Origin of the sequence: Bradyrhizobium sp. CCBAU 53351, from assembly GCF_015291745.1 — a bacterium.
Taxonomy (GTDB): domain Bacteria; phylum Pseudomonadota; class Alphaproteobacteria; order Rhizobiales; family Xanthobacteraceae; genus Bradyrhizobium.
Genome location: NZ_CP030059.1, coordinates 3,954,845 through 3,977,506, shown reverse-complemented (window position 1 = coordinate 3,977,506; position 22,662 = coordinate 3,954,845). Strand labels below are relative to the sequence as shown.

At 65.6% G+C, this 22,662-nt stretch carries 17 protein-coding genes; 6 read left to right on the top strand and 11 right to left on the bottom strand.

The window, feature by feature from the left end; genetic code table 11:
• Nucleotides 1-67: 67 nt before the first annotated feature.
• Nucleotides 68-1,300 carry an ABC transporter substrate-binding protein gene (locus XH83_RS18680; RefSeq protein WP_194402280.1) on the top strand — a complete coding sequence of 411 codons (1,233 nt, stop codon included), beginning with the start codon at nt 68-70 and terminating at the stop codon, nt 1,298-1,300.
• On the opposite strand, the gene XH83_RS18675 is transcribed toward XH83_RS18680, so the two are convergent.
• Genes XH83_RS18675 through XH83_RS18655 form a run of 5 tightly spaced genes read right to left on the bottom strand, consistent with a single transcriptional unit; the run spans nt 1,301 to nt 6,817 of the window.
• Nucleotides 1,301-2,581 (bottom strand): O-antigen ligase, encoded by a 1,281-nt coding sequence (locus XH83_RS18675; protein WP_194402279.1) that lies wholly within the window; start codon nt 2,579-2,581, stop codon nt 1,301-1,303.
• Nucleotides 2,578-3,972, bottom strand: coding sequence for a glycosyltransferase family 1 protein (locus XH83_RS18670; protein ID WP_194402278.1), 1,395 nt, complete (start codon nt 3,970-3,972; stop codon nt 2,578-2,580). The genes XH83_RS18675 and XH83_RS18670 overlap by 4 nt, the downstream gene beginning before the upstream one ends.
• Nucleotides 3,969-4,709: an ABC transporter ATP-binding protein gene (locus XH83_RS18665; protein WP_194402277.1), complete on the bottom strand. Its 741-nt coding sequence runs from the start codon at nt 4,707-4,709 to the stop codon at nt 3,969-3,971. Before XH83_RS18665 ends, XH83_RS18670 begins: the two co-directional genes overlap by 4 nt.
• 3 nt (nt 4,710-4,712) lie before the next feature.
• Entirely contained in the window at nt 4,713-6,647 is a 1,935-nt protein-coding gene (locus XH83_RS18660) for a glycosyltransferase (protein ID WP_194402276.1), read from the bottom strand.
• 8 nt (nt 6,648-6,655) lie between these two features.
• The gene (locus XH83_RS18655; RefSeq protein ID WP_194402275.1) at nt 6,656-6,817 is read right to left on the bottom strand and encodes a hypothetical protein; all 162 of its coding nucleotides are present in this window, start codon (nt 6,815-6,817) and stop codon (nt 6,656-6,658) included.
• A 125-nt stretch (nt 6,818-6,942) separates the two neighbouring features.
• On the opposite strand from XH83_RS18655, the gene XH83_RS18650 reads away from it, so the two are divergent.
• Entirely contained in the window at nt 6,943-7,842 is a 900-nt protein-coding gene (locus tag XH83_RS18650) for a DUF6502 family protein (RefSeq protein WP_194402274.1), read from the top strand.
• Entirely contained in the window at nt 7,839-9,020 is a 1,182-nt protein-coding gene (locus tag XH83_RS18645; protein WP_194402273.1) for a DUF5666 domain-containing protein, read from the top strand. Before XH83_RS18650 ends, XH83_RS18645 begins: the two co-directional genes overlap by 4 nt.
• A 33-nt stretch (nt 9,021-9,053) precedes the next feature.
• Here XH83_RS18645 and XH83_RS18640 read toward each other — a convergent pair whose 3' ends face one another.
• A complete protein-coding gene (locus tag XH83_RS18640) occupies nt 9,054-10,406 on the bottom strand; it encodes a M23 family metallopeptidase (RefSeq protein ID WP_194402272.1) in 1,353 nt (450 codons plus the stop codon).
• 111 nt (nt 10,407-10,517) lie between these two features.
• The gene (locus tag XH83_RS18635; protein ID WP_194402271.1) at nt 10,518-11,207 is read right to left on the bottom strand and encodes a peroxiredoxin; all 690 of its coding nucleotides are present in this window, start codon (nt 11,205-11,207) and stop codon (nt 10,518-10,520) included.
• A gap of 195 nt (nt 11,208-11,402) precedes the next feature.
• Here XH83_RS18635 and XH83_RS18630 point away from each other — a divergent pair, with 195 nt between their 5' ends.
• Nucleotides 11,403-15,218, top strand: a complete 3,816-nt coding sequence (locus XH83_RS18630; protein WP_194402270.1) for a DUF3971 domain-containing protein — start codon at nt 11,403-11,405, stop codon at nt 15,216-15,218.
• Nucleotides 15,219-15,352: 134 nt separating this feature from the next.
• On the opposite strand, the gene XH83_RS18625 is transcribed toward XH83_RS18630, so the two are convergent.
• From XH83_RS18625 to tyrS, 4 genes are all read right to left on the bottom strand, one after another.
• Nucleotides 15,353-17,047 carry a methyl-accepting chemotaxis protein gene (locus XH83_RS18625; protein WP_194402269.1) on the bottom strand — a complete coding sequence of 565 codons (1,695 nt, stop codon included), beginning with the start codon at nt 17,045-17,047 and terminating at the stop codon, nt 15,353-15,355.
• A 380-nt stretch (nt 17,048-17,427) separates the two neighbouring features.
• Nucleotides 17,428-17,832, bottom strand: a complete 405-nt coding sequence (locus tag XH83_RS18620; RefSeq protein ID WP_194402268.1) for a DoxX family protein — start codon at nt 17,830-17,832, stop codon at nt 17,428-17,430.
• Between the two features lie 217 nt (nt 17,833-18,049).
• Nucleotides 18,050-19,312 (bottom strand): MFS transporter, encoded by a 1,263-nt coding sequence (locus XH83_RS18615; protein WP_194402267.1) that lies wholly within the window; start codon nt 19,310-19,312, stop codon nt 18,050-18,052.
• Between the two features lie 57 nt (nt 19,313-19,369).
• Nucleotides 19,370-20,623 carry a tyrosine--tRNA ligase gene (gene tyrS, locus XH83_RS18610; RefSeq protein ID WP_194402266.1) on the bottom strand — a complete coding sequence of 418 codons (1,254 nt, stop codon included), beginning with the start codon at nt 20,621-20,623 and terminating at the stop codon, nt 19,370-19,372.
• A gap of 163 nt (nt 20,624-20,786) precedes the next feature.
• On the opposite strand from tyrS, the gene XH83_RS18605 reads away from it, so the two are divergent.
• Together XH83_RS18605 and XH83_RS18600 are read left to right on the top strand one after the other, a co-directional pair.
• On the top strand, nt 20,787-21,890 hold the full coding sequence (locus XH83_RS18605; protein WP_194402265.1) for an anhydro-N-acetylmuramic acid kinase: 1,104 nt from the start codon (nt 20,787-20,789) through the stop codon (nt 21,888-21,890).
• 93 nt (nt 21,891-21,983) lie between these two features.
• A complete protein-coding gene (locus tag XH83_RS18600; RefSeq protein ID WP_194402264.1) occupies nt 21,984-22,661 on the top strand; it encodes a glutathione S-transferase family protein in 678 nt (225 codons plus the stop codon).
• Nucleotide 22,662 lies beyond the last annotated feature (1 nt).

Genomic DNA, 22,662 nt, shown 5'->3' with positions numbered 1-22,662 from the left:
TGCCAGGCGCAATCCGCCTTGCGACACTCCCGGCAAAACAAGACTACAAAACACAGGGGAGAGACCAATGCCGGGTCGTCGCAAAAACCTTGCCCTCGCCATGCTTGTTGCCGGCGTGCTCGTCACGACACCGGCCTTGGCGCAGAAGAAATACGACCCCGGCGCCAGCGACACCGACATCAAGATCGGCAACATCATGCCCTATAGCGGGCCGGCGTCGTCCTATGGGGTGATCGGCAAGACCGAGGCTGCCTATTTCAAGATGGTCAACGACCAGGGCGGCATCAACGGACGCAAGATCAACTTCATCAGCTATGACGATGCCTATTCGCCGCCGAAGGCGATCGAGCAGGCGCGCAAGCTGGTCGAGAGCGACGAGGTGCTCTTGATCTTCCAGGCGCTCGGCACGCCCTCGAACTCCGCGATCATGAAATACATGAACGCCAAGAAGGTGCCGCAACTCTTCGTCGCCTCCGGCGGCACCAAGTTCGGCGACCCCAAGAACTTCCCGTGGACCATGGGCTTTCAGCCGAACTACCAGAGCGAGGGGCGGATCTACGCGAAATACATTCGCGATCATTTTCCCAACAGCAAGATCGCGGTGTTCTGGCAGAATGACGATGCCGGCAAGGACCAGTTCAAGGGCCTGAAAGACGGGCTCGGCGACAAGGCGAACATGATCATCGCCGACAAATCCTACGAGGTCAGCGATCCCTCGATCGACTCGCAGATCGTCGCCCTTCACGATTCAGGTGCCGATATCTTCTTCTCATGGGCCGCCCCGAAGGGATCGGCGCAGGCGATCCGGAAAGTGGGCGAGCTCGGCTGGAAGCCGAAGTTCTTCCTGGCCAACACCGCGACCTCGGTCGCCTCGGTGCTCAAGCCCGCCGGGCTCGACTACGCCAAGGACATCATCTCGACCGTCTACCTGAAGGACCCGACCGACCCGACCTGGGACAAGGATCCGGCCGTGGTAAAATGGCGGGAGTTCATGGACAAATATTACCCCGATGGTGACAAGACCAACTCCAACAACATCTACGGCTATGTGCAGGCCGAGGCGATGGCGCAGGTGCTCAAGCAGTGCGGCGACAATCTCACGCGCGAGAACGTCATGAAGCAGGCGTCCAGCCTGAAGGACTTCCACACCGACCTGATGCTGCCGGGCATCATGGTCAACACGTCGCCAGATGACTACTTTCCGATCGAGCAGATGCAGCTGATGCGTTTCAACGGGCAGGCCTGGGAGCTGTTCGGCGACGTCATTACCGGCGAGGTCGGCCACGAGCGCAGCCAGTAATCACGGTTGGCTGCGGGTTTTGGCCTTCAACACCGTGCCGCCGGCGACCCCGACACCGAGCACATACATCCAGCCCTCGTGAAAATCGAACAGGTGCGAGTTCAACAGCGAACTCGTGACGTTCTGCACGACGACCACCAGCCCGATCCAGGCTGCGAGCCCTCCGCCGAGGAACAGGCGGAGATGGGCGATCCACATGGCGTGGAGCAAAACGACGCCCAAGAGGCCCCATTGCATGGCGACGTTGAGGGTCTGGTTGTGCGGATTGTTGACGACCTCCGCATCGAGGCTGCTTCCGCCCGTGGCGGCGCGTTCGAACTGCCGCTTGATCGAGCCGGTGCCGTGCCCGATCAAGGGCGCCTCGGCAAAGCTGTGGATCGCCTTGCGCCAATAGGTCAGCCGCTGCGCGGTCGAGGCACGGCTGATGTCCTCATGGCCATGGCGATATTCGACCCCAATGTCCGTGATGCGCTGGCGCAGATAGGGCGACGTCGCCCAGGCCAGCGCGGTTACGGCGACCGTGCCCGCGAGCAGGACCAGCGTTGCGCGCCGGTTGAGATGCTTCCAGGCGAACAGAGCCAGCAGGACCGCAATGCAGAGCAGCGCCGTGCGCGCGGAGGCGACGAACACCATGTTGGCCGCGAACAGCAGGATCAGCGCCAGACAGGCCGCCGTCGCGACCACGTTTCCGCGACGCCAGAAGGTCAGCGCGGGCAGGGCAAGCGCGAAGGCGCACAGCGTGAACTCCTGGCTCTGGTCGATGTAGTTCTTGACGGGCACGCCTGATGACGCCGTCGCCGTGATCTTCCAGGCGGGATCGAGCAACACGATCCAGGAGAAGACGGCGAGCAAGGCGCAGGACACGACAAAGGCGAGGCCAACCCAAAGACCGCGCTCCGACCGGCTGAAATGGTAGAGCAGCGGCGGAATCAGCACGAGCTTTGCGACCGGCTTGATCGCATGCAACCGATCCGCCCACGCGCCGTCCGACCACAGCAGGCCGAGCAGTGCGAGCAGCAGGATTGCGAAGGGCAGGGCAAACGCCGGTCGCGCGACCTCGTGTCCATAGTCGCGCCAATCGATGGTTGGCGTCACCACCAGGAGCCAGAGTCCGACGAAGATCGACGGCACTGTCGTGGACCAGGGCAGGGACGCCGCGATCAGGGCGGCAAGGACGTCTGCGGCCCGGATCAGCGCGGCCGAGCTGCGCCAACTCTGCCATCGGCCAGTCCTGCCTTGCCGATCGGCAGGACCGGACCACAACGCGGATTCGGCGGTCATCCGTATGAAGCGAGTTGCGCGCCGACAAGGCTTGCCGCGGGCGCATGATGCCCGAGGAAATCGCGGGCCTGGGTCTCGTAGCCGAAGCGCTCGGCGAGCTCGTGCCGTCGCGCTCGGATCCTGCCGCGGCACTCCTCCTGCCGGGTCAGCACGCGGGTGACGGAGGCGGCGATCGAGTCGGTCGAGAACGGGTCGAAATAGTCGGCGAGCTCGCCCGCGACCTCGCGAAACACGGCGATGTCGGAGCACAGCACCGGCGTGTTCGCGGCCAGCGCCTCGATGATCGGCACGCCGAACCCCTCGGCGAAACTCGGCATGATCAGACCGTGTGCCTCGGCGATCAGGGCGGCCTTTTCGTGCTCGTCGACATAGCCGGCGAAGCGGACATTTTGCGGCGGATTGCGCATCCGGCCGATCTCGCCAGCATAGCCGATCACGACGAGATCGGCCTGGGGCACGCCACGGAAGGCGCGAACGACGGTGGCGACGTTCTTGCGCGGCTCGTTCGAGACGATGACGACGAAGCTCGGCCGCCCCGGACGGCCCGACGGGGCTGGAAGGTGCAGGACATCCGGGGCGTCGAACCGGGTGCGGGGATACACGACCCGCGCCGGCAGGTGCGCAAATTGCGGCAGCAGCTCCCTGAACCGCATCATGCTGTAGTTTGAAACGAAGGCGAGCTCGTCGGCCTGGCGCAGGCTCGTCAGGAGCCGCGACAGGAACAGCCGCGTTGCGATATCGCTGAGCTTGAGGTCGGTGAGCGGCAACAGATCATGCACGACGCAGATCACCTTGGCGCCGGACCTGCGCGTGATCGCGACCCGGGTCGGGGTATCCACGACGATGACGTCGTAGCCGCGGGCATCAACCCGCGGCGGCGGCAGCAGGAAGAAGGCCGAGGAGTCCTGGTAGCTGTAGAAGCCGGGCTCGAGCTGAAACTCGCGGAACAGCTCGAGATGGCGCAGGTCGGGCGGGACGTATTCGAGCGCCGCGGTCCTGTTCTCGATCAGCCGGGCGCGCAAGGCCCGCAGGCCGATCGCGCGCAGGAAACAGACGATGTAGTCCCACGACACGGACATGGTGGCCTTGTGGCGGACCCAGTCGAGCGTGCGGCGCAGGCCGCCACGCACGACCGGCTCGGCCATGTTGACCTCGTCGAGGAAGCGATAGAGGGCCAGCAGCTCGATGTTGCGCGCCTGTGCCGGAAACAGCTTGGTGCGCCGCTCGCGCCGCTGCAGCTTGCGATAGCGCCGCGTGGTCTCCACCAGCAGCGTCAGCTCGTGCCCCTCTGCCGCGAGCGAGCGCATCAGCTCGCGGGTGAAGTGGAAGATGCCGCGCTTGTGGTTGGGCTCGCCCAGCGCTTCGGATATGACGAGGATGTTCTGCTTCATGCGCGTTTCTCGTGGAGATCGAGGGCGTGGGTGGCCGGCGGGGCGACCGTGACGGTCGAGGCGACGTGGCCGTGATCGAGGTTGACGATGCGGGTGCAGGTCCGACGCAGCAGCGGCTGATCGTGGGAGGCGATGATCACGATCGCCGCCTGCGACACGAGGTTCAGGAGCCGCTCCTGGGCCTTCTCCGCAAAATGCTCGTCGACCACGCTGAGCCATTCGTCGAGCAGGAGGATGTCGGCCGGAAACGCGGTGGCGGTCGCAAACAGCACCCGCATCAGCATGCCCGAGGAGAACATCCGCAGCGGCAGTCGCTGCATGCGCGTCTCGAGCTCGGTGAAGGCCCAGATCTCGTCGATCATCGCGCGGGTCGGCTTGCGGCCGCTGATCCGCAGCAGCAGGGCGATGTTGTCCTCGGCGACGAAGTCGAGATTGACGCCGGCGTTGAGGCCGAGCAGGGGCACGACATTGCCCCGAACCGTCATGCTGCCGCTGCTCGGCGGATAAACGCCGGCGATCAATCGCAACAGTGTCGATTTGCCGGAACCGTTGGGGCCGGCAAGCCCGATGCGGGCGCCGGTTTCGGCCTCGATCGAGACGTTATCCACGGCGCGGATGATCCGCGTCTCCCCCGGCTCGCGGATGAGATGGCCGAGCAGCCGCCGCTTCAGCGAATAGTCGTAGGCGCCGTAGAGCGGATAATCGAGACAGACGTTGCGCAGGCTGATCGAGACCATGCGTCAGATCCAGAATGCGGCTTTGCGCAGGTGGATCAGCGTCAGCATGCTCGCAAAGACCAGCAGTGCCAGCGCGACCAGAACATAGACGATGCTGACGGGATCGACGTGGCCGCCCACGAGCGGCTCGCGCCACACCGCGAACAGATGGGTCAACGGATTGAGCCGCATCACCGTCGAGCGATGGTTGATCATGTCCGACGACCAGATCACGGGTGAGGCAAGAAATGCCAGCATCAGCGTCGATTCGACGATCGGCTTGAGATCGCGATAGCGCGTTGCCATCGCGCCGAGAACGAGGCTCAAGGCGAAGGTGCAGACCACGAACAGCAGCAGGCCGGGGAGCGCCGCCGGCGCGTGGGAGAGGTCGTGGCGCGACAGGATGAGCCACAGCAGCAGCGGCACGCAGGCGTTATGAAGCGCGAACAGTCCCTGGCGGAACGTGCATTGCAGGAGGAAGATGACCGGTGGCAGCGCGCGGTCGCGGATCAGGCTCGCGGAGTTCTGCAGCGCCGTGGTCGCATCGAGCACCACGCTGTTGAGAAAGGTCCAGGCCGTCATCGAGAGCGCGAGCATGGGTAGACGCGACAGCACGTCGGCGTTCGACATCTGCCCGATCACCGAACCGAGCACCGCGACCACGATCGCCATCTGGAGCGACATCCAGAACGGGCCGAGCAGCGAACGCACGTAGCGATGGCGCATGTCCGACCAGGCCAGCGTCGCCGCGATCCGGATGCTGTCGAGCCAACCGGTGGCCGGCTCGGCGCTCGCCGAACGCTGCTGGCATGGCGCGGCAATTGCGTCGCGGTAGATTGTTTCCATGCCCTGCTTGAAAGCCGAGGCCGAGTATCGGGTGAGGGCGCGGTTGCGCGCCGCAAGTCCCATGCGCCGGCGGCGTTCGGGGTCGCGGATCAGCGTGTCGATGGCTTCGCCAAGCTTTTCGGCGTCGCCGGGCGGCACGGTGATCGCCTCCATGCCGTGGCGGGCGACCCGCGGCACCGCGGTGTCGAGCGCCGTGTTCACGACCGGGCGTCCTGCGGCCATGGCCTCCAGCTGGACAAGGCCGAATGTCTCGGCGGTGGTGACGGAGGGCATCACGAAGACGTCGGCGAGGCACATCAGCTTGATGCGCTCGCAATCTTTGACCGAGCCGAGCAGGCGGACGCGCTCTGAGAGCCCAAGCTCCTCGATCAGCTGCACCAGCCGCGGTCGCTCGGTGCCTTCGCCAACGATCCAGACTTCGAAATTGTATGCGGCCGCGGCGCGGATCAGCACGTCGAAGCCCTTGTAAGGCACGAGCCGGCCGCACGCGAGCACCAGCCGGCCGCGATCATTGACGTGATGCGGCTCGATCTTCGGCCAGTCGTAACCCGAGATGTCGATGCCAAATGGCACGACGTGGCATTTGTCCTCGTATTCGCGGAGCAGCGGCGTGTTGTCGACCAGCACGTGGTCGGAGACGATGATCGCCTTGGCGCGCCGCAAGGTCCGCCGCATCAGGGGTTCGATGAACCAGCGCAGGCCGGCATGGGTGACGATGTCGGCGTGCCAGTGCACCACGAGCGGCCGCTTCCGGCCGAAACCGAACGCGAAAACCAGATCGGCGAGCGGGAAGGGTGCGTGGAGCGCGAGCAAATCGTGCTCGGCGATCTTCCGCCAGAGACGCCAGGGATAGGTCGGGGCGGCGGGCAGCGACAACAGATTGCCGAACGAGCGAACGCGCTCGACCGGCACGTCGTCGACGACGATCTGGCGTTTTTCGGGCGCTTGCGAGCAGACCAGCACGGCGGAGGCGAAGGCGTCCTTCAGGTTCGCGCAGATGTCGCGGATCACCGTGAGCGTGCCGCCGAACAGGTCGGGATAATAGATCTTGAAGATGTGCAGCACCGACGGGCGGCGCGGAGTGTCGTGCAAGGTTCCTTGAGTGTGATGCATGATGGCGGTCAGCCTGCCAGAATGGCTGCGACGAACGGTGCGGCCAGCACCGAGATGAAGATCACGCCGCGCAGCAGCCCCGGCAGCATCGGGTCGATCGTGCCGCGCTCCCGGCCGGAAGCCGGCACGGAACGCGGTGAACTGGAAATGCGGACCAAGCGGTCAGCCATGGGTGTTGTCCCTTTACGTCGCGCCCCTCAGTGGCGTCTCGTATATGTGGGAAAATTTACCACGTCAATCGCCGAGGCGAAAAATGTGGGATTGTGTCCCACATGAGGCGTGATACAATTCAGAAATGAACGCCAAGCCCGGGTCCAAAGCAGCGGCTCCGCAGCCGAATGCCGCCGCGAAGCTGCACGCGCCATTGGCGCGGCTGCTGCGCCCGCTCGTGCGGCTCTGCATCCGTAGCGGGATGACTTTTCCGGCGCTGGCGCAATTGCTTCGCGAGCTTTTCGTCAACGTCGCCGAGCACGATTTCGCGCTGGAGGGCAAGGAGCAGACCGACAGCCGCGTCAGCCTGCTCACCGGCATCCATCGCAAGGAGGTGGCGCGGCTGCGCGGCGCGGGTGCGCCCGTGCACGAGGCGCCGGCGGCGGTGTCGCTGACCAGCGCGGTGATCGCGCGCTGGCTGGCCGCGCCCGAATTCACCGATGCCAAGGGCGAGCCGCTGCCGTTGCCGCGCACGGCAGAGGCGGATGCGCCGTCGTTCGAGCAGCTGGTTGCGTCCGTCACCAAGGACGTGCGCCCGCGCGCTGTGCTCGACGAATGGATCGACCGAAAGCTCGTCATCATCAACGCGGAGGACGAGATCGAGCTGGTCGAGGCGGCCTTTGTTCCGAGCGGCGAGGACGACAGCAAGTGGCACTATCTCGGTCGCAATCTGCACGACCACATCGCGGCCGCCGCGCAGAACGTCTCCGATGGGCCGCGCTTCCTCGAACGCGCGGTGCACTACAACAACATCTCGCCGAAGCTGGCGCGAAAGCTCGAGGCGCGCTCGCGCGAGCTCGCCATGGACGCGCTGAAGACCGCCAACCGCGAGGCCAACCGCGCGCTCGCCAAGGACAAGGGCGGTGACGCCCGCTGGAATTTCGGCATCTACATTTACAGTGAGGACGCCGACGAGCAGAGCGGGGCCAAGGAAAACAGTAAGGAAAATAGTAAGGAAAGCGGCAAGGAAGGCGGTTATGCATGAGCCGGCCGCCGCTGATCTCCCGCCGTCTGCTGCTGACAGGATTTTGGCTCGCCGGCACCGCGATGGCCCATGCGCAGGTCAAGCGCGGCACCGATCAGGGCATCGGCGGCACCGGGATCACCCGCGGGGATGACCACGGCATCGGCGGTACCGGCATCGTGGGCGTCATCCAGCGCTTCGGCAGCATCTACGTCAACGGCGAGCGGATCACTTATGCCAGCGATGTGCCGGTCCGGATCGACGGCGAGGCGGCAAGCGCCAAGGCGCTCCGCATCGGCCAGCTCGCGCGCGTGGTCGCGGTCCGCCAGGCCGACGGCACGCTCGTCACGCGCAACATCACGATCGCGAGCGAGGTTGCAGGTCCGGTCGAGCGGGTGAAGGGCAACGAGCTGACGGTGCTCGGCCAGAAAATCGTCGCGGGCGACAAGGAGGGCAAGCTCCGCCCGGGCACGCAAGTGGCCGTCTATGGTCTGCGCCGGACCGACGGCGTGGTCGTCGCAAGCCTGGTCGAGCCGCGGCGTGCGGCGACCGAGCGCGTGACCGGCCTGGTCGAACGCGGACCCGACGGCCTGCGAATTGGCGGGCTGAAACTGAACGGTGTCGATCCGCTGCTGGTCGGCCAGCGCGTCCAGGTCGAAGGCAGCGCGAGCCAGGGCGCGATGCAGGCGACGCGCACGCGGATCGACGATTTCTCGGATCTCGTCGGCGCAAGCCGTCTGTCGGTCGAGGCCTATGTGCAGCGCGCCGGCGCGAACCTCCAGCTTGGCTCCGGCCTCGTGGCCCGCGACGGCTCGCGTTTCGGGCCGGCAGCCGGTGAAGCGCGCATGGTGGTCAATGGTGCATTCGACCGTTCCCGCGGCTTCCAGGTAGATTCGGCGCAGGCCATCGGTCAGGGACCCGGGGCAGCTGCACCCGGGGGCAGCAATCCGAACCGGTCGCCCGGTGGCTCGATCATGCACCCGGATCGCAGCACGCCCCATCCGGGCGGCAGTCGGCCCGGCGCACCGGGGACATCTCCACCTGGATCGAGCCCCGGTCCCAACCCCGGCTCCGCACCGGCGGGACCTGGCGGGCCGTCGGGCCCGGGCGCACCCGGCGGGCCGATGGGTCCCGGGGGTGGAATGGGTGGCGGCGGATTCGGCGGTCCCGGAGGAGGGATGGGCGGCGGCCGGCGGTAGAGCAGCTGCGCGGCCGAAACAGAGGAGCTGGGCCTAGCCCGCGCTGAGGCGCACGCCAGCACGCAGGAATTTCTGCGGATCGACCGCTTCACCCTCGATGCGGGTCTCGTAATGCAGATGCGGACCGGTGGAGCGACCGGTCGAGCCGACCAGGCCGACGACCTGGCCGATCTTCACGGTCTCGCCGACCTTGACGTTGATCTCGGAGAGATGGCCGTAGCGGGTCGAAAGCCCGTTGCCGTGATCGACCTCGACCATGCGGCCGTAACCGCCGGACCAGCCGGCGGAAACCACCTTGCCATTGGCGGTGACGCGAACCGGATCGCCGGTGGCGGCGCGGAAGTCGAGCCCGGTATGCATCGCGGGCCGGCCGAGGAAGGGATCGCTGCGGACGCCGAAGCCGGACGTGAACTCGACCTCGCCGATGACGGGCTTGCGGTAGGGCACCAGCGCCAGCGTGCGATTGAGGCGGTCCATCTCGGCGCGCGTGGTGTTGATGCGAGAGAGCTGCTTCTCGAACGGCCCGGCATTGGCGGTCAGCTTGACGGGCACGAAAGGCCCGCCCATCGCGGTGCGCGGCACGGCGGCTTCGAGACTGGCGAGATTCAAGCCGAGATCACTGACCACGCCGCGCATCCGGCGCATGCGTGAATCCATGCCTTCCTCGACGGCGCTGAGCGCCGCCATCTGGCGACGCTCGACCTGGTCGAGCGAGGTCGTGAGCCGGACCAGGACGTTGTCGAAACCATGGTTCTTGGCGAATTGGTGGGTCGGAGGTGCCGCCACAGTCGGCGCGCGCGATTCGAGCCGTGCCTCACGGTCCGGCGGCGCCACGAAGATCACGGTGTCGCTGATCGGCGAGGGCTTCGGAGTGCTCTGGCTCGCCTCGCCGCGCTGCGGGGCTGCGCGGGGAATCGAACCTGTTACGTCGGGCATGGCCCCGAGTGCCGTGGCCCGGGACTCCAGCGCCGTCTGGCGCTTCATGATCTGGTCGAGCTTCTGGTCGAACTGCTCCTGGTCGAGCAACTGCCGGCTGGTGGTGCGGTCGACCTTGGCGCGCAGCTCGGCGATGCGGTCCTCATAGGCGTATTGCATCTCGGCCTGGCGGGCGATCAGCCGGGTCAGGACGTCGTCACGGAAAGCGAAATAGGTGGCGGTCGCCGCCGACCAGAGACCGAGCAGCACCACCGTTCCGACCACGATCCAGAACATCACGGGCCCGAAGCGGACCTGCTTGCCGGCATGGACGATGGTGTAGGCGTCGTCAGTCGCGGGAAGGGGGATCGCTGCGGCTGCCGCGACGGCAGCACGGCGTTGGAAGGCCCGTCCGTGGTCGTGAGGATGATGTTGGGGGTACTGCGAATATTGGGCAGAACTTTTCGACATCGGCACTCCCGCGCCGGTCGGATGAGTCCGTACGGCCCTAATTGCCGCAGCAATCTGGGCTGGTCATGGTTAATTTTCCGGAAACAGGAACAGGCGAATTCCAGGGATTGGTTAAAGGCCTCTTGCCGCTTCGAGCACCGCGTCGGCATGCCCGTCGACCCGGACGTTGCGCCAGACCCTGGCGACTTTACCGTCGGCCCCGACCAGCACCGTAGTGCGAAGAATTCCGAGGAAGCTCTTGCCATACATGGACTTTTCGCCCCAGGCGCCATAGGCTTCCAGCATCTTGTGCTGCTCGTCCGAGATCAGGGGGACCTTGAGACTATGCTTGTCGCGGAACTTCTCCTGAGCCTTTAACGAATCGGCGGAGATCCCCAGCACGGCGGTGCCGGCGGCCGCGAAGGCGCCGGCGAGGCGGGTGAAGTCGATGGCTTCCCGGGTGCAGCCGGGCGTGTCGGCGCGGGGGTAGAAGAACAGGACGAGCTTTTGGCCGGTATAGTCCGCCAATGTGACCACGTCGCCGCCGTCGCGGGGCAGGCGGAAGGCGGGCGCCTTTTGGCCTTCGGCCAGGCCGGACTTCGCCGTCACGGGCGCCGATGCCGATTCGGAGGAATTTAACTGTTTCGATGCGGCCCTATGTGATCCTGCTTTTGCTAAAGTCCGGGCTGATTTGCTCGCCGGTGCCCGCTGCGTCTTCGCGGATTTTGCTTGAGTCGATGCCCGCGTTTTCAGGGTCTTCTTTTTAGCCGTCGGACTGCCGGAGGGCGCTTTGGACGATTTCTTTCGGGATTTCTTGGACATACGCCTTCCTTTCGACGCTTTCGGCGGGTCAACCGAAACGCTATTGCAGTCCTCGTCCGGCGTGCCGGAATCGTGCCCTCGGCTGGGCAAGTCTGACGACGCCGGAGTATGGTTACAAGGAATTCCACGCACCACCCCACTGCTCGTTGAACGCGCTCCCGGGGCGAAATGACGAACAGCAGGAATATTCGAGGTATGGCTGCAGTGCCGGCGCAGGGAGCTCCGCTTCCCGAGGGCGGCTGCGGTCCCGGCGGCGCTCAATCTCGTGACGGGCGCCTGTATCGAGAGGCAATGGCAAGGAATAAGTCGCCCCAGGATTACAATCGGGACTTCGATCGGCGCGGCGGTCAAGAGCAGCCGCAGGAATGGGACGACGCCGATTGGGATCCGGATCAGGAGGCGGCCGCGGGCCATCGCGCGCGCCGGCTGTTGTCGCGTTCCAACTCGGGCCTTCATCGCTTCGGTGACGGGTTTGGCGCGCTGCGCCGCTGGCTGGCCGCCGATCGCTGGCTGAAGCGCCTCGTCCTCGTCGTCGGGACCCTCGCCGTCATCTTCGTCGGCTGTTTCGCGGCGCTGTGGTGGCGGCTCGGTGCCGGTCCCATCAATCTCGACATCGCAACGCCGTGGCTGGCCGCCGCGATCGAGGACAATATCGGTCACGGCAACACGGTCGAGATCGGAGGCACCCAGATCGAGCGGGCCGGGCGGATCCGCATCGCCGTCCGTATCCGTGACATCGTCGTCCGCGATCGCGATCACGCCATCGTCGCCAGCGCGCCGAAGGCCGAGGTGAAGCTGTCGGGGGCGGGCCTCCTGATGGGGCATTTGCGCGCCGAAAGCCTCAATCTCGTCGACGCCGAGCTCGCGATCCGCATCGCGCCCGACGGCACGGTCACCGTGTCGGCCGGCGATACCGCAAAGCCCCTGGCAACCGGCGTCGCCTCGAAGAAGGATGCGGGCCTGCCGCCGACATTCCCGCGCAACGGGGTCCCGCCGCCGCCATTCGCCACGGCGCCCGCCGGCCAAGATCCTCAGGCCGGCTCACAGGCTGCCCCTCAGGCGACCGCACAGAGTGGCATTCTTCAGGGCCTCGACTGGCTCGACAGCCTGAGCATGACGGGTCTCGACGGCCAGAACCTCAACGAGATTGGTCTGAAGAACGGCAATCTGATCGTCGACGACCAGCAGCGCGGCAGCAAATGGTCGTTTGAGAATATCACGCTCAGCCTGCGCCGGCCGAGCCGTGGTGGCGTCACGCTCAGCCTCGGCGAGGAGGGCGCGCGCCCCTGGATGCTGCGGGCCACGATCGGTCCGGCCGAGAACGGCGTGCGCTCGATCGACATCAAGGCCGACAAGGTCTCGACCTCCAACATCCTCCTGGCGTTGCGGGTCAAGGATCTCACCTATACCGCCGATTTGCCGCTGACCGGCGAGCTCAAGGGCGAGCTCGGCCGCGACGGCGTGCCGACCTTCTTCCGCGGCAAGATCGCGGTCGGCGCAGGCAGTATCATCGACACGGACACGCCCGACTATCCGATGGCGATCGACCAGGCCGAGATCAATGTCGAGTGGGATGCGAATCGGCGGGTGCTGGTCGCGCCGTTCAAGGTCCTGTCGGGCGCGAACCGGCTGACGCTTCTGGCCCATCTCGAGCCGCCTAACGGCACCGTCAACGACTGGCAGCTTGGCTTCAGCGGCGGGTCGATCCTGCTCGGCGGCATCGACAACGAGCCGCCGCTCGTCTTCAACCGCATCGCGATCGGCTTCCGCTTCGACACCGACCACAAGCGCTTCCTGCTGACGCAGGCGGACATCAGCAATGGCGAGATCGGCGTGGCCGGCACGGGTGCGATCGACTATTCGGGCGAGCCGCGGCTGACGCTGGGCTTTGCGGGAACGCCGATGTCGGCCTCCGCGCTGAAGCGGATGTGGCCGACGCTCGTCGTTCCCGAGTTGCGCGAATGGGTGATCGAGCGGATCGAGCGCGGCACGCTCCAGCGCATCGAGATCGGCATCAATTCGCCCACGAAGAACCTGCCGCGCAAGGGTCCGCCCATTCCCGACGACGGCCTGTCGGTCAACATCGTCGCAAGCGGCGTCGCGGTCCGTCCCGTGGACGGCATGCCCGTCGTGCACGATGCCGATCTGAAGGCGCGCGTGACCGGGCGCACCGCGACCGTGAATATCGGGCAGGGCATTGCCGATACGCCCGCCGGCCGCAAGGTCACGATTTCCGACTTCGTCTTCGAGGTGCCTGACATGGCGCCCAAGCCGTCGCCGTCGCGAACCAGGTTTCGGGTGGAGGGGCCGGTGCCGGCCGCAGCCGAAATGCTCGCCAACGATCGCCTGAGCGATCTGTCGTCGACCGTCATCGATCCCAACACCAGCAAGGGGACGTTCGCGGCCAATATCCAGCTCGGCCTGCCGGTCAAGGGCGAGCTGACGAAGGCCGACACGACCTACGCCGTCACTGCCGACCTCAACGGCTTCTCGGCCGACAAGCTGGTGATGAACCAGAAGCTGGAAGCCAACAACCTCAAGATCGTCGCCAACAACCAGGGCTATCAGGTCAAGGGCGACGTCAAGATCAACGGGCAGGCGGCCTCGCTCGACTATCGCAAGCCCAACGAAGGCGATGCGGATGTCAGGCTGCAGGCGACGCTGGACGATGCCAGCCGCGCGCGCCTCGGATTCGATCTGAGCCCCGCCGTCAGCGGATCGCTGCCGATCAAGCTGTCGGGCAAGATCGCCGGCGGCCCCGACCAGACGACGAAGCTCGGTGTCGAGGCCGACCTGACATCGGTCAAGCTCGACAATATCCTGCCGGGTTGGGTCAAGCTGCCGGGCAAATCAGGCAAGGCCAGCTTCAAGGTCGTGCCGACGGCACAATCGACGCGCTTCGAGGACATCGTCATCGAAGGCGGCGGCGCCTCGATCAAGGGCTCGCTCGAGGTCGACGCGAACGGCGACCTCATGAACGCGAACTTCCCGGTCTACTCACCGTCCGACGGCGACAAGGCTTCACTTAAGGTGGAGCGCAGCCAGGACGGCGTGGTCAAGGGCACGATGCGCGGCGACGTGTTCGACGGGCGCGGCTTCCTGAAGTCGGCGATCTCAGGCAATTCAAAGGACGACAAGAGCAAGATGAAGAACGTCGATTTCGACATCGACGTGAAGCTCGGTGCCGTCGCGGGTTTCAACGGCGAGGCGATGCGCAGCGTCGATGCCAAGATGTCGAAGCGCAACGGCGCCATCAAGGCGTTCACGCTGAGCGGCAAGGTCGGCAAAGACACGCCGGTGGCGGCGGACTTGCGCGGCGGGCGCGCGCAGGGCAGCCGCGAGGTCATCTACCTCCAGACCAACGATGCCGGCGCGCTGCTGCGCTTCACCGACACCTACACCAAGGCGGTCGGCGGCCAGATGGTGGTGGCGATGGAGCCGCCGACATCGGAGCCGAACACCTCGCGCGAGGGTCTCATCAACGTCCGCGACTTCACTGTGAAGGGCGAGGCGCAGCTCGAGCGCGTTGCTGCCGGCGCTCCCAATGGCACCGGCAACGGCGTCTCCTTCAGCGCGCTGCGCGCCGAGTTCACGCGGCAGAACGGTGCGCTGACGATCCGCGACGGCGTCGTCAAGGGTCCCATGATCGGCGCCACCATCGAGGGCTCGATCGACTATCCCGGCAATCAGGTCTGCATGAGCGGGACCTTCGTGCCGATGTATGGCGTCAACAACATCTTCGGCCAGATCCCGCTGTTCGGCATCTTCCTCGGCGGCGGCAACAATGAAGGGCTGATCGGCGTGACCTACGAGGTGGTCGGTACGCCGGCGGCGCCCGTGATGCGCGTCAATCCGATCTCGGCGATGGCGCCCGGACTTTTCCGCAAGATCTTCGAATTCAACACCGGCAAGCAGAACTCGCCGTTCGAGGAATTCCCGTCGCAGTCGAACGACGGGTCGACCGGCACGACGCGTCAGCTCTCGAGCGGCTGCAGCCTGACGCGGCGGTAGTCGCGGGACGGACTGTCTCTGTCGTCATGCCGGGCTTGTCCCGGCCATCCACGCCTTGCCACGCGGGGCGGAGAACGTGAATGCCCGGGACAAGCCCGGGCATGACGACGATTGCATTATATCTTCTGCACCGCCTACGCCGCGCGCACGCCGGCCAGGAACGTTCCGACTTCGCCCGAAAGCTGTTCGGCCTGCTTGGAGAGGCTGCTGGCTGCGGCGAGCACCATGCCGGCGGCGTTGCCGGTCTCGTTCGCCGCGGTCGAGACGCCGCTAATATTGGTGGTGACTTCCTTGGTCGCCTCCGCGGTCTGCGAGACGCTGCGGGCGATCTCGGCGGTGGCGGCGCCTTGCTCCTCGATCGCGGCCCCGATCGAGGTGGCGATGCGGCTGACCTCCTCGATGGTGGCGGTGATGCCGCCGATGGCGTCCACGGCCTCCTTGGTCGCGCCCTGGATCTGGGCGATCTTGTCGCCGATCTCGCGGGTGGCTTCCGCGGTCTGGCTTGCGAGCGACTTCACTTCGGAAGCGACCACGGCAAAACCGCGGCCCGCTTCACCGGCGCGCGCGGCCTCGATGGTGGCGTTGAGCGCGAGCAGATTGGTCTGGGCGGCGATGCTGGAGATCAGCTCGGCGACGTGCTCGATCTGCTGGGCGCCGTCCGAGAGCGCGCGCACGATGGTGTCGGTGCGGCGCGCGCTGTCGACCGCGCGTCCGGTGACTTCCGCCGATTGGGCCACCTGGCGGCTGATCTCGGTGATGGAGGAGGAGAGCTCCTCGGCGGCCGCAGCGACGGTCTGGACGCGCTGACTGGCTTCGGTGGCGGCCGAGCCGACGACGGCGGCGCGGCGATTGGTGCCTTCGGCGGTCGAGGACATCGACTTGGCGGTATGCTCGAGCTCGCCGGAGCCGGAGGCCATCAGGCCGACGAGCTGGCCGACCGAGGCATCGAAGCGGTCGGCAAGCGCGATCAGGGCGTCGCGCTTCTCCTGCTCGGTCCGCGTCTTGGTGGCGGCCTGTTCGGCTTCCAGCGAGCGCGCCGTCAAAGCGGTCTGCCTGAGCACTTCGAGGGTCTCGGCCATGCGGCCGATCTCGTCACCGCGGTCGGTCTCCTCGACCGGCTTGTCGATGGCGCCTTCGGAAATCTCCTGCATGCGGTTCTTCTGGCGGTCGAGCGCGCTGAGCACGTCGCGGGCGATCAGCCAGGACAGCGCCGCCATCAGCAGCATCAGGCCGATACCGATCGCAGCGAGCTCCAGCGTCAACGCGCGCACGTCGGCATCGATGTCGTCGACATAGAGGCCGTAGCTGATGGTCGCGTTCCAGGGCGCGAATTTGCGCGCAAAGACGGTCTTGCGGACGGGTTCGGTCTGACCGGGGCGGGGGTAGAGATAGGAGGTAACGCCGCCCTGTGCGGTCTGGTCACCCGCTTTGAGGATGGCGTCGGCGATCAGGACGCCGTTGGAGTCCTTGGCGCCGGTGATCTTGCCTTCGAGCTGCTGATTGGCGCCGTTCACCAGGATCGACGTGTCGGAGTTGTAGACGACGGGGTAGCCCTGGTTGCCGTTGAAATTCATGCGGCGGCCGCGCTGGTGGAACTGGGCCTTGGCATCGGCCAGTGTCAGCTTGCCGGCGGTGACTTCGTCCTGAAGCGATTGCGCGTAGTTGTAGAGCAGCTCGACGGCGGTCCGCATCTGCTGGACGCGGTCCTCCATCATGCGGCTCTTGCTGAGGACGGACGACACGCCGATAATGGCCGTGACTGTGAGAGCTGCAAGGCAGACCATGCTGGCAAGCTTGGTGCGGATCGTCAGATGACTCAGCAGCTTCATCACAGCCCCTAGGGAATGGTTGTTATTGCTCGCACCGGTAGCATGAAGTTCTTACCAATCATGAACATAGGCTATGGGCGCCCACCGTGCTGAAGACGCTCGGGAGACATATGCGCAAGCGTGCAGGCAAAAACGCATGCATCGACGCTCACCCGTATTCTTGCGGAGTGTATCGTTGTCAGATTTTGCTGGTGATCGAGCCCGGCTGAAACTGCAGTGAACCGATTCGCTCACCGCATCATCATGTCCGTGCTGCTCGTCGCGGCCCTTGTTCTGATCTGGAACGTGCTGGGGTCGCGCTGAGACGGCGCCGGCGGATCTGCCGGACCGTCCGTTTGCGGGGTCGAAGACGGACGCGGTAGCGCCCGCGCGCGGACGCGCTAGTCCTTGCCCATCGCGGCGTCGGCGCTGACCGAGCCGCCACCGGCTGCCGACAAATAGAGGCAGGCGAAGCAGAACAGGATCGCCGCGGTGCCGCCGTTGAGCAGCGGCAGGAACACCGGCGTCTCGCCCTTGAACATGTGGCCCATGAAGTAGGCGAAGGCCATTTCACCGGCGAGGATGAAAGCGGCGAGGCGGGTGAACAGGCCGAGCATCAGCAGCGCGCCGAGCACGAGCTCGAGCGCACCGGCCGTCCAGATCAACGGCGGGATGTTGGCGAAGTAGGGAAGCACCGGAAACTTGAAGATCTTGGCGATGCCGTACTGAAACAGCAAGAGGCCGGTGATGAAGCGAAACAGGCTCAAGAGAACCGGTTGAAAGCGCGTGAGATAAGGAAAGTTCATTGGTTTGCCCTCCATCCAATGCTGCGACTTGGACCGTATTCAGTTCTGTCTCGCAAGCGGGTCCGCGTCAATTTGCGCTGACATTTTTGTCATGACGGACAAAACACCGCGCGCGCGGCGTTCAGCCGCGCGATGTCTCGATTTTTGTGCGTATTCGCGCCGTGCCGATCCGTAATTGTCCGGTGACGTGCATGCGTGCAGGTTACCTCTGGGACACCTACCGTCGCAGGGCGGGCACAACCAGAAATGGGATCATGCCGAGCACGACGCTCGCAAGTGCGAAGGCAAGCAGCGCGTTGTAGCCGTGGGTCGCATCATGGATCAGGCCGCCGCTCCAGGAGCCGAACGCCGAGCCGAGGCCACTGCCGATCGAGATCGTGCCGTAGATGGTTCCCACGCGCTTGCCCTGGAAGATCCGCATCGCGGTGGCGCTGATCAGCGGGCCGCGCGAGCCCATCATGCTGCCGAAGCAGATGACGAAACCGGCGAGCAGGAGGATGTTCGGCGAATATTGCAGCAGCCATAGCAGCACGATGCCGAGGATCGAGATCGCGTAGCTGAGCAGCACCGACGGCCGCCGTCCGATCAGCCCGTCGAGCGCGGACACGCCGAGCATTCCGAACACCAGCACGACACCGGAAAAGCCCCAGGCCGTCGCGGCCTGCAGCGGTGGGAAGCCGGCATCGATCAGATAGGCCACGATCTGCGCGGCGATCGCGTACATGCCGACGGCGGTGAAGAAGAAGGTCGAGAACAGCGCCCAGAAAGCGTGGTGGCGCATCGCGCCGAGAAGCGTCCAGCCATTGTCGACGAAATCCGGATCGGTCTTCTTCACGACGTGCGGCGAGCCCGCGGCAAACAGCCGCCACGGCAGCAGCATCAGCGGCACCAGAAGGCCCAGGGCCGCGATGCCGAACAGCTGGTAGGTCCCGCGCCAACCGATGCGGTCGATCAGGAGCTGCGACGCCGGGAGCAGCGCCAGCACGCCGCCGCCCATTGCCGAATACACCACCGACATCGCGGTCGGCAGGCGAGGCCCGAACCAGCGGCCGAGCAGGATCGAGTTCGGCACGATGCCGATGAAGGCGACGCCGATGCCGACGCAGAGGCCGATCGTAAGCTGGAATTGCCAGAGATGTTGCGCGTGGGCCGCGGTCAGGAACGCCGCGCCGAGCAGCGCCAGTCCGAGGGCATAGACGATGCGCGGTCCGGAATGGTCGAACAGCCGTCCGACGAAGGGCGCGGTGAGACCGCTCGCAAGCCAGGTGAGGGAATAGACCGAGACGATCTGCGCACGGTCCCAGCCAAAACTTTCCGAAATCGGCTTCAGGAACACCGTAAAACTGTCGCCGAGCCCGCGGCCGAGCACGGCCAGCGTAAAGCAGAGCGCGAGCACGGTGAGCGCGATACGCACGGCAGCTTGCGGCGCCGCCGCGACGCCGTCCTTGCTCGTTTCCCTGCCGGGCGTGTTCTGATCCATTGCCGGTCAGGGAGCGCGCATCCGCGCACCCTGACAAGCAGCGAAAAGCTCATACGCCTATGCAGGCTTGATCAGGATGTGCTTCTTCTTGCCGAAGGACAGCTTGATCACGCCTTCCGGCGTCAGATTGGCTGCAGAAAGCGTCATCTTCTCGTCGGTGACGGGCTCGTCGTTGACACGCAGGCCGCCGCCCTTGATCTGCCGCCGCGCCTCGCCGTTGGAGGCAACGAGGCCTGCCTTGACGAAGGCGCTGAGCACGCCGAGGCCGGCGTCCAGTTCGCCGCGCCGAATTTCCACCGTAGGCAGGCTCTCGGCGAGCGCACCTTCCTCGAAGGTGCGGCGCGCGGTCTCCGCCGCTTCGTTCGCGGCATCGCGGCCGTGCAGCAGCGCCGTTGCTTCGGTGGCGAGCACCTTCTTGGCCTCGTTGATCTCCGAGCCGCCGAGCGCTTCGAGCTTCCTGATCTCGGCGATCGGCAGCGTCGTGAACAGTTTCAGGAATTTGCCGACGTCGGCATCCTCGGTGTTGCGCCAGTATTGCCAGAAATCATAAGGCGAGAACGCGTCGGCGTTGAGCCACACCGCGCCTTGCGCGGTCTTGCCCATCTTGGCGCCGGACGCGGTGGTGAGCAGCGGCGTCGTCAGCGCGAACAGCTGGTGCGTGCCCATGCGGCGGCCGAGATCGACGCCCATGATGATGTTGCCCCACTGGTCGGACCCGCCCATCTGCAGTTTGCAGCCGGTGCGCTTGGCGAGCTCGACGAAGTCGTAGGCCTGGCAGACCATGTAGTTGAACTCGATGAAGCTCATCTCCTGCTCGCGCTCGAGGCGTAGGCGCACGGAGTCCATCGTCAGCATGCGGTTGACAGAGAAATGCCGGCCGACGTCGCGCAGCATCTCGATCCAGTTCAGCTTGGTCAGCCATTCCGCATTGTCGAGCATGATGGCGTCGCTCTTGCCATCGCCATAGCGCAGCACCTTGGCGAACACGCCGCGGATCGAGGCCTTGTTGTCCTCGATCTCGGCGACCGTGCGCATCGCGCGCGTCTCGTCCTTGCCGGAGGGATCGCCCACCATGGTGGTGCCGCCGCCCATCAGCGTGATCGGCTTGTTGCCGGACTGCTGCAGCCAGTGCAGCATCATCATGGTCAGATAGTTGCCGATGTGCAGCGAGCGGGCGGTGCAATCGTAGCCGACATAGGCGGTCGCCTCGCCCTTGGCGGCGAGCGCGTCCAGCCCCTCGAAATCGGAGCACTGGTGGATGAAGCCACGTTCCTGCAGGGTATTGAGGAAATCCGATTTAAATGCAGTCATCTGTCGGCATGCCCAACAATTCTTGGTTTACTGTTTTGGGGGCAATTTAAGGGTCTTGCGTTGGAACCCGACGGCCACCCGCCACTTGGCGCTGTGGCATTATAAGATGTGTCCCTCTGGCACAAGATCGGCATGCCGGAGAGGGTCTCGAGGACGCTGATCCATGATGTTGACGGCACTCGGTTTGATGAGCGGCACCTCGCTGGACGGGGTGGATGTCGCGCTGATCGAAACCGATGGAAAACAGGTGAAGGCATTCGGGCCGTCCGGCTACCGGGCCTATAGCCCGGCGGAGCGCAATCTTCTGCGGCAGGCGCTCGCCGAGGCCGTGCACCTGCCGCAAAGAGACGCCCGGCCGGGCATCCTGGCCGAGGCCGAGCGCGCGGTGACCCAGGCTCACGCCGAGGCGGTTGCCGCCTTCGTCGCCCAGAACCGGATGAAGCCCGAGGATATCGACATCGTCGGCTTCCACGGCCAGACCGTGCTGCACCGCCCCGAGCGGCGGCTGACGGTGCAGATCGGCGACGCGCCGGCACTGGCCAGGGCGATCCATATCCCCGTGATGCACGATTTCCGCGCCGCCGATGTCGAGGCCGGCGGGCAGGGCGCGCCGTTCGTACCCGTCTACCACCGGGCGCTCGCCAACTCGCTGAACCGCGAGGGGCCGATCGTCGTGGTCAATATCGGCGGCGTCTCCAACATCACCTATATCGACGGCAACGATACGCTGATCGCCTGCGATACCGGCCCCGGCAACGCGCTGCTGGACGATTTCATGTACCGCACCATGAACCAGGCGTTCGATGCGGAAGGAAAGTTCGCAGCTCTCGGCAAGGCCGACGAGGCCTGGATCGCCCGCGCGCTGGAGCTGCCTTTCTTTGCGTTGCCGCCGCCGAAATCGCTGGACCGCAACGACTTCGCTGCGCTCCGGCTCGGCGACGTCGCGCCGGCCGACGGCGCCGCGACGCTGACCGCCTTCACCGCAGCGGCGATCACCCGAATCATTCCGCTGCTGCCACGGCGGCCGCGGAGCTGGATCGTCTGCGGCGGCGGCGCCCGCAACCTCACCATGCTCAGGGTGCTGCGGGATCGGGTGGGTTCGGCCACCGTCGAGGCCGCCGAGACGCTCGGCTGGGCCTCCGACGCCATCGAGGCCCAGGCCTTCGGCTTCCTCGCCGCCCGCGGCCTGAAGGGCTTGCCGCTGTCCTATCCCGCGACCACGGGCGTGCCGATGCCGATGACCGGCGGGGTGATCGCGCGGCCCTGAGGCGACCGATTAATGCATCCGCATGGATCTTGACGGATGCATGCAACTGCATCTACATTGAATGCAGCTGCATCGAACCGCCGGGATCGCGCCATGCCTGCTTCATTAAAACTCATCAGCCACAAGCTTTGCCCCTACGTGCAGCGCGCCGTGATCGCGTTGAAGGAGAAGGGCGTTCCGTTCGAGCGGGTCGATATCGATCTCGCCAACAAGCCCGAATGGTTCTTGAAGCTGTCGCCGCTCGGCAAGGTGCCGGTGCTGGTGGTGACGACTGACAAAGGCGAGGTCGCGCTGTTCGAGAGCAATGTGATCTGCGAGTACATCGAGGAGACGCAAGGCGGCGCCAGGCTGCATCCGGCCGATCCTCTGAAACGCGCCGAGCACCGCGCCTGGATGGAGTTCGGTTCGGCGATCCTCGGCGATCTCTGGGGGCTGGAGACGACGGCCGATCCTGCGACGTTCGAAAGCAAGCGGCAGGCGCTCGTCGCAAAATTCGCGCGTGTCGAGGCGACACTTGGTGCGGGTTCGTTCTTCGCAGGCACCGCGTTCAGCCTCGTCGATGCGGTGTTCGCGCCCATCTTCCGCTATTTCGACCTGTTCGACGAGCTAACCGAGCACGGCATCTTCCGCGATGTGCCGAAGGTCCGCGCCTGGCGCGCTGAGCTTGCGAAACGTCCGAGCGTGCGCACGGCCGTCGGCGCCGACTATCTGCAATTGCTGCGCGCCTTCCTCGTTCGGCACGACGCGCATCTGCTCAAGCTCGCGGCCTGAG

Excerpts from the sequence above, each read along its gene's own strand:
- XH83_RS18680 (WP_194402280.1), top strand. The coding sequence starts at position 68 with ATGCCGGGTCGTCGCAAAAACCTTGCCCTCGCCATGCTTGTTGCCGGC.
- XH83_RS18675 (WP_194402279.1), bottom strand. The coding sequence starts at position 2,581 with ATGACCGCCGAATCCGCGTTGTGGTCCGGTCCTGCCGATCGGCAAGGC.
- XH83_RS18670 (WP_194402278.1), bottom strand. The coding sequence starts at position 3,972 with ATGAAGCAGAACATCCTCGTCATATCCGAAGCGCTGGGCGAGCCCAAC.
- XH83_RS18665 (WP_194402277.1), bottom strand. The coding sequence starts at position 4,709 with ATGGTCTCGATCAGCCTGCGCAACGTCTGTCTCGATTATCCGCTCTAC.
- XH83_RS18660 (WP_194402276.1), bottom strand. The coding sequence starts at position 6,647 with ATGCATCACACTCAAGGAACCTTGCACGACACTCCGCGCCGCCCGTCG.
- XH83_RS18655 (WP_194402275.1), bottom strand. The coding sequence starts at position 6,817 with ATGGCTGACCGCTTGGTCCGCATTTCCAGTTCACCGCGTTCCGTGCCG.
- XH83_RS18650 (WP_194402274.1), top strand. The coding sequence starts at position 6,943 with ATGAACGCCAAGCCCGGGTCCAAAGCAGCGGCTCCGCAGCCGAATGCC.
- XH83_RS18645 (WP_194402273.1), top strand. The coding sequence starts at position 7,839 with ATGAGCCGGCCGCCGCTGATCTCCCGCCGTCTGCTGCTGACAGGATTT.
- XH83_RS18640 (WP_194402272.1), bottom strand. The coding sequence starts at position 10,406 with ATGTCGAAAAGTTCTGCCCAATATTCGCAGTACCCCCAACATCATCCT.
- XH83_RS18635 (WP_194402271.1), bottom strand. The coding sequence starts at position 11,207 with ATGTCCAAGAAATCCCGAAAGAAATCGTCCAAAGCGCCCTCCGGCAGT.
- XH83_RS18630 (WP_194402270.1), top strand. The coding sequence starts at position 11,403 with ATGGCTGCAGTGCCGGCGCAGGGAGCTCCGCTTCCCGAGGGCGGCTGC.
- XH83_RS18625 (WP_194402269.1), bottom strand. The coding sequence starts at position 17,047 with ATGAAGCTGCTGAGTCATCTGACGATCCGCACCAAGCTTGCCAGCATG.
- XH83_RS18620 (WP_194402268.1), bottom strand. The coding sequence starts at position 17,832 with ATGAACTTTCCTTATCTCACGCGCTTTCAACCGGTTCTCTTGAGCCTG.
- XH83_RS18615 (WP_194402267.1), bottom strand. The coding sequence starts at position 19,312 with ATGGATCAGAACACGCCCGGCAGGGAAACGAGCAAGGACGGCGTCGCG.
- tyrS (WP_194402266.1), bottom strand. The coding sequence starts at position 20,623 with ATGACTGCATTTAAATCGGATTTCCTCAATACCCTGCAGGAACGTGGC.
- XH83_RS18605 (WP_194402265.1), top strand. The coding sequence starts at position 20,787 with ATGATGTTGACGGCACTCGGTTTGATGAGCGGCACCTCGCTGGACGGG.
- XH83_RS18600 (WP_194402264.1), top strand. The coding sequence starts at position 21,984 with ATGCCTGCTTCATTAAAACTCATCAGCCACAAGCTTTGCCCCTACGTG.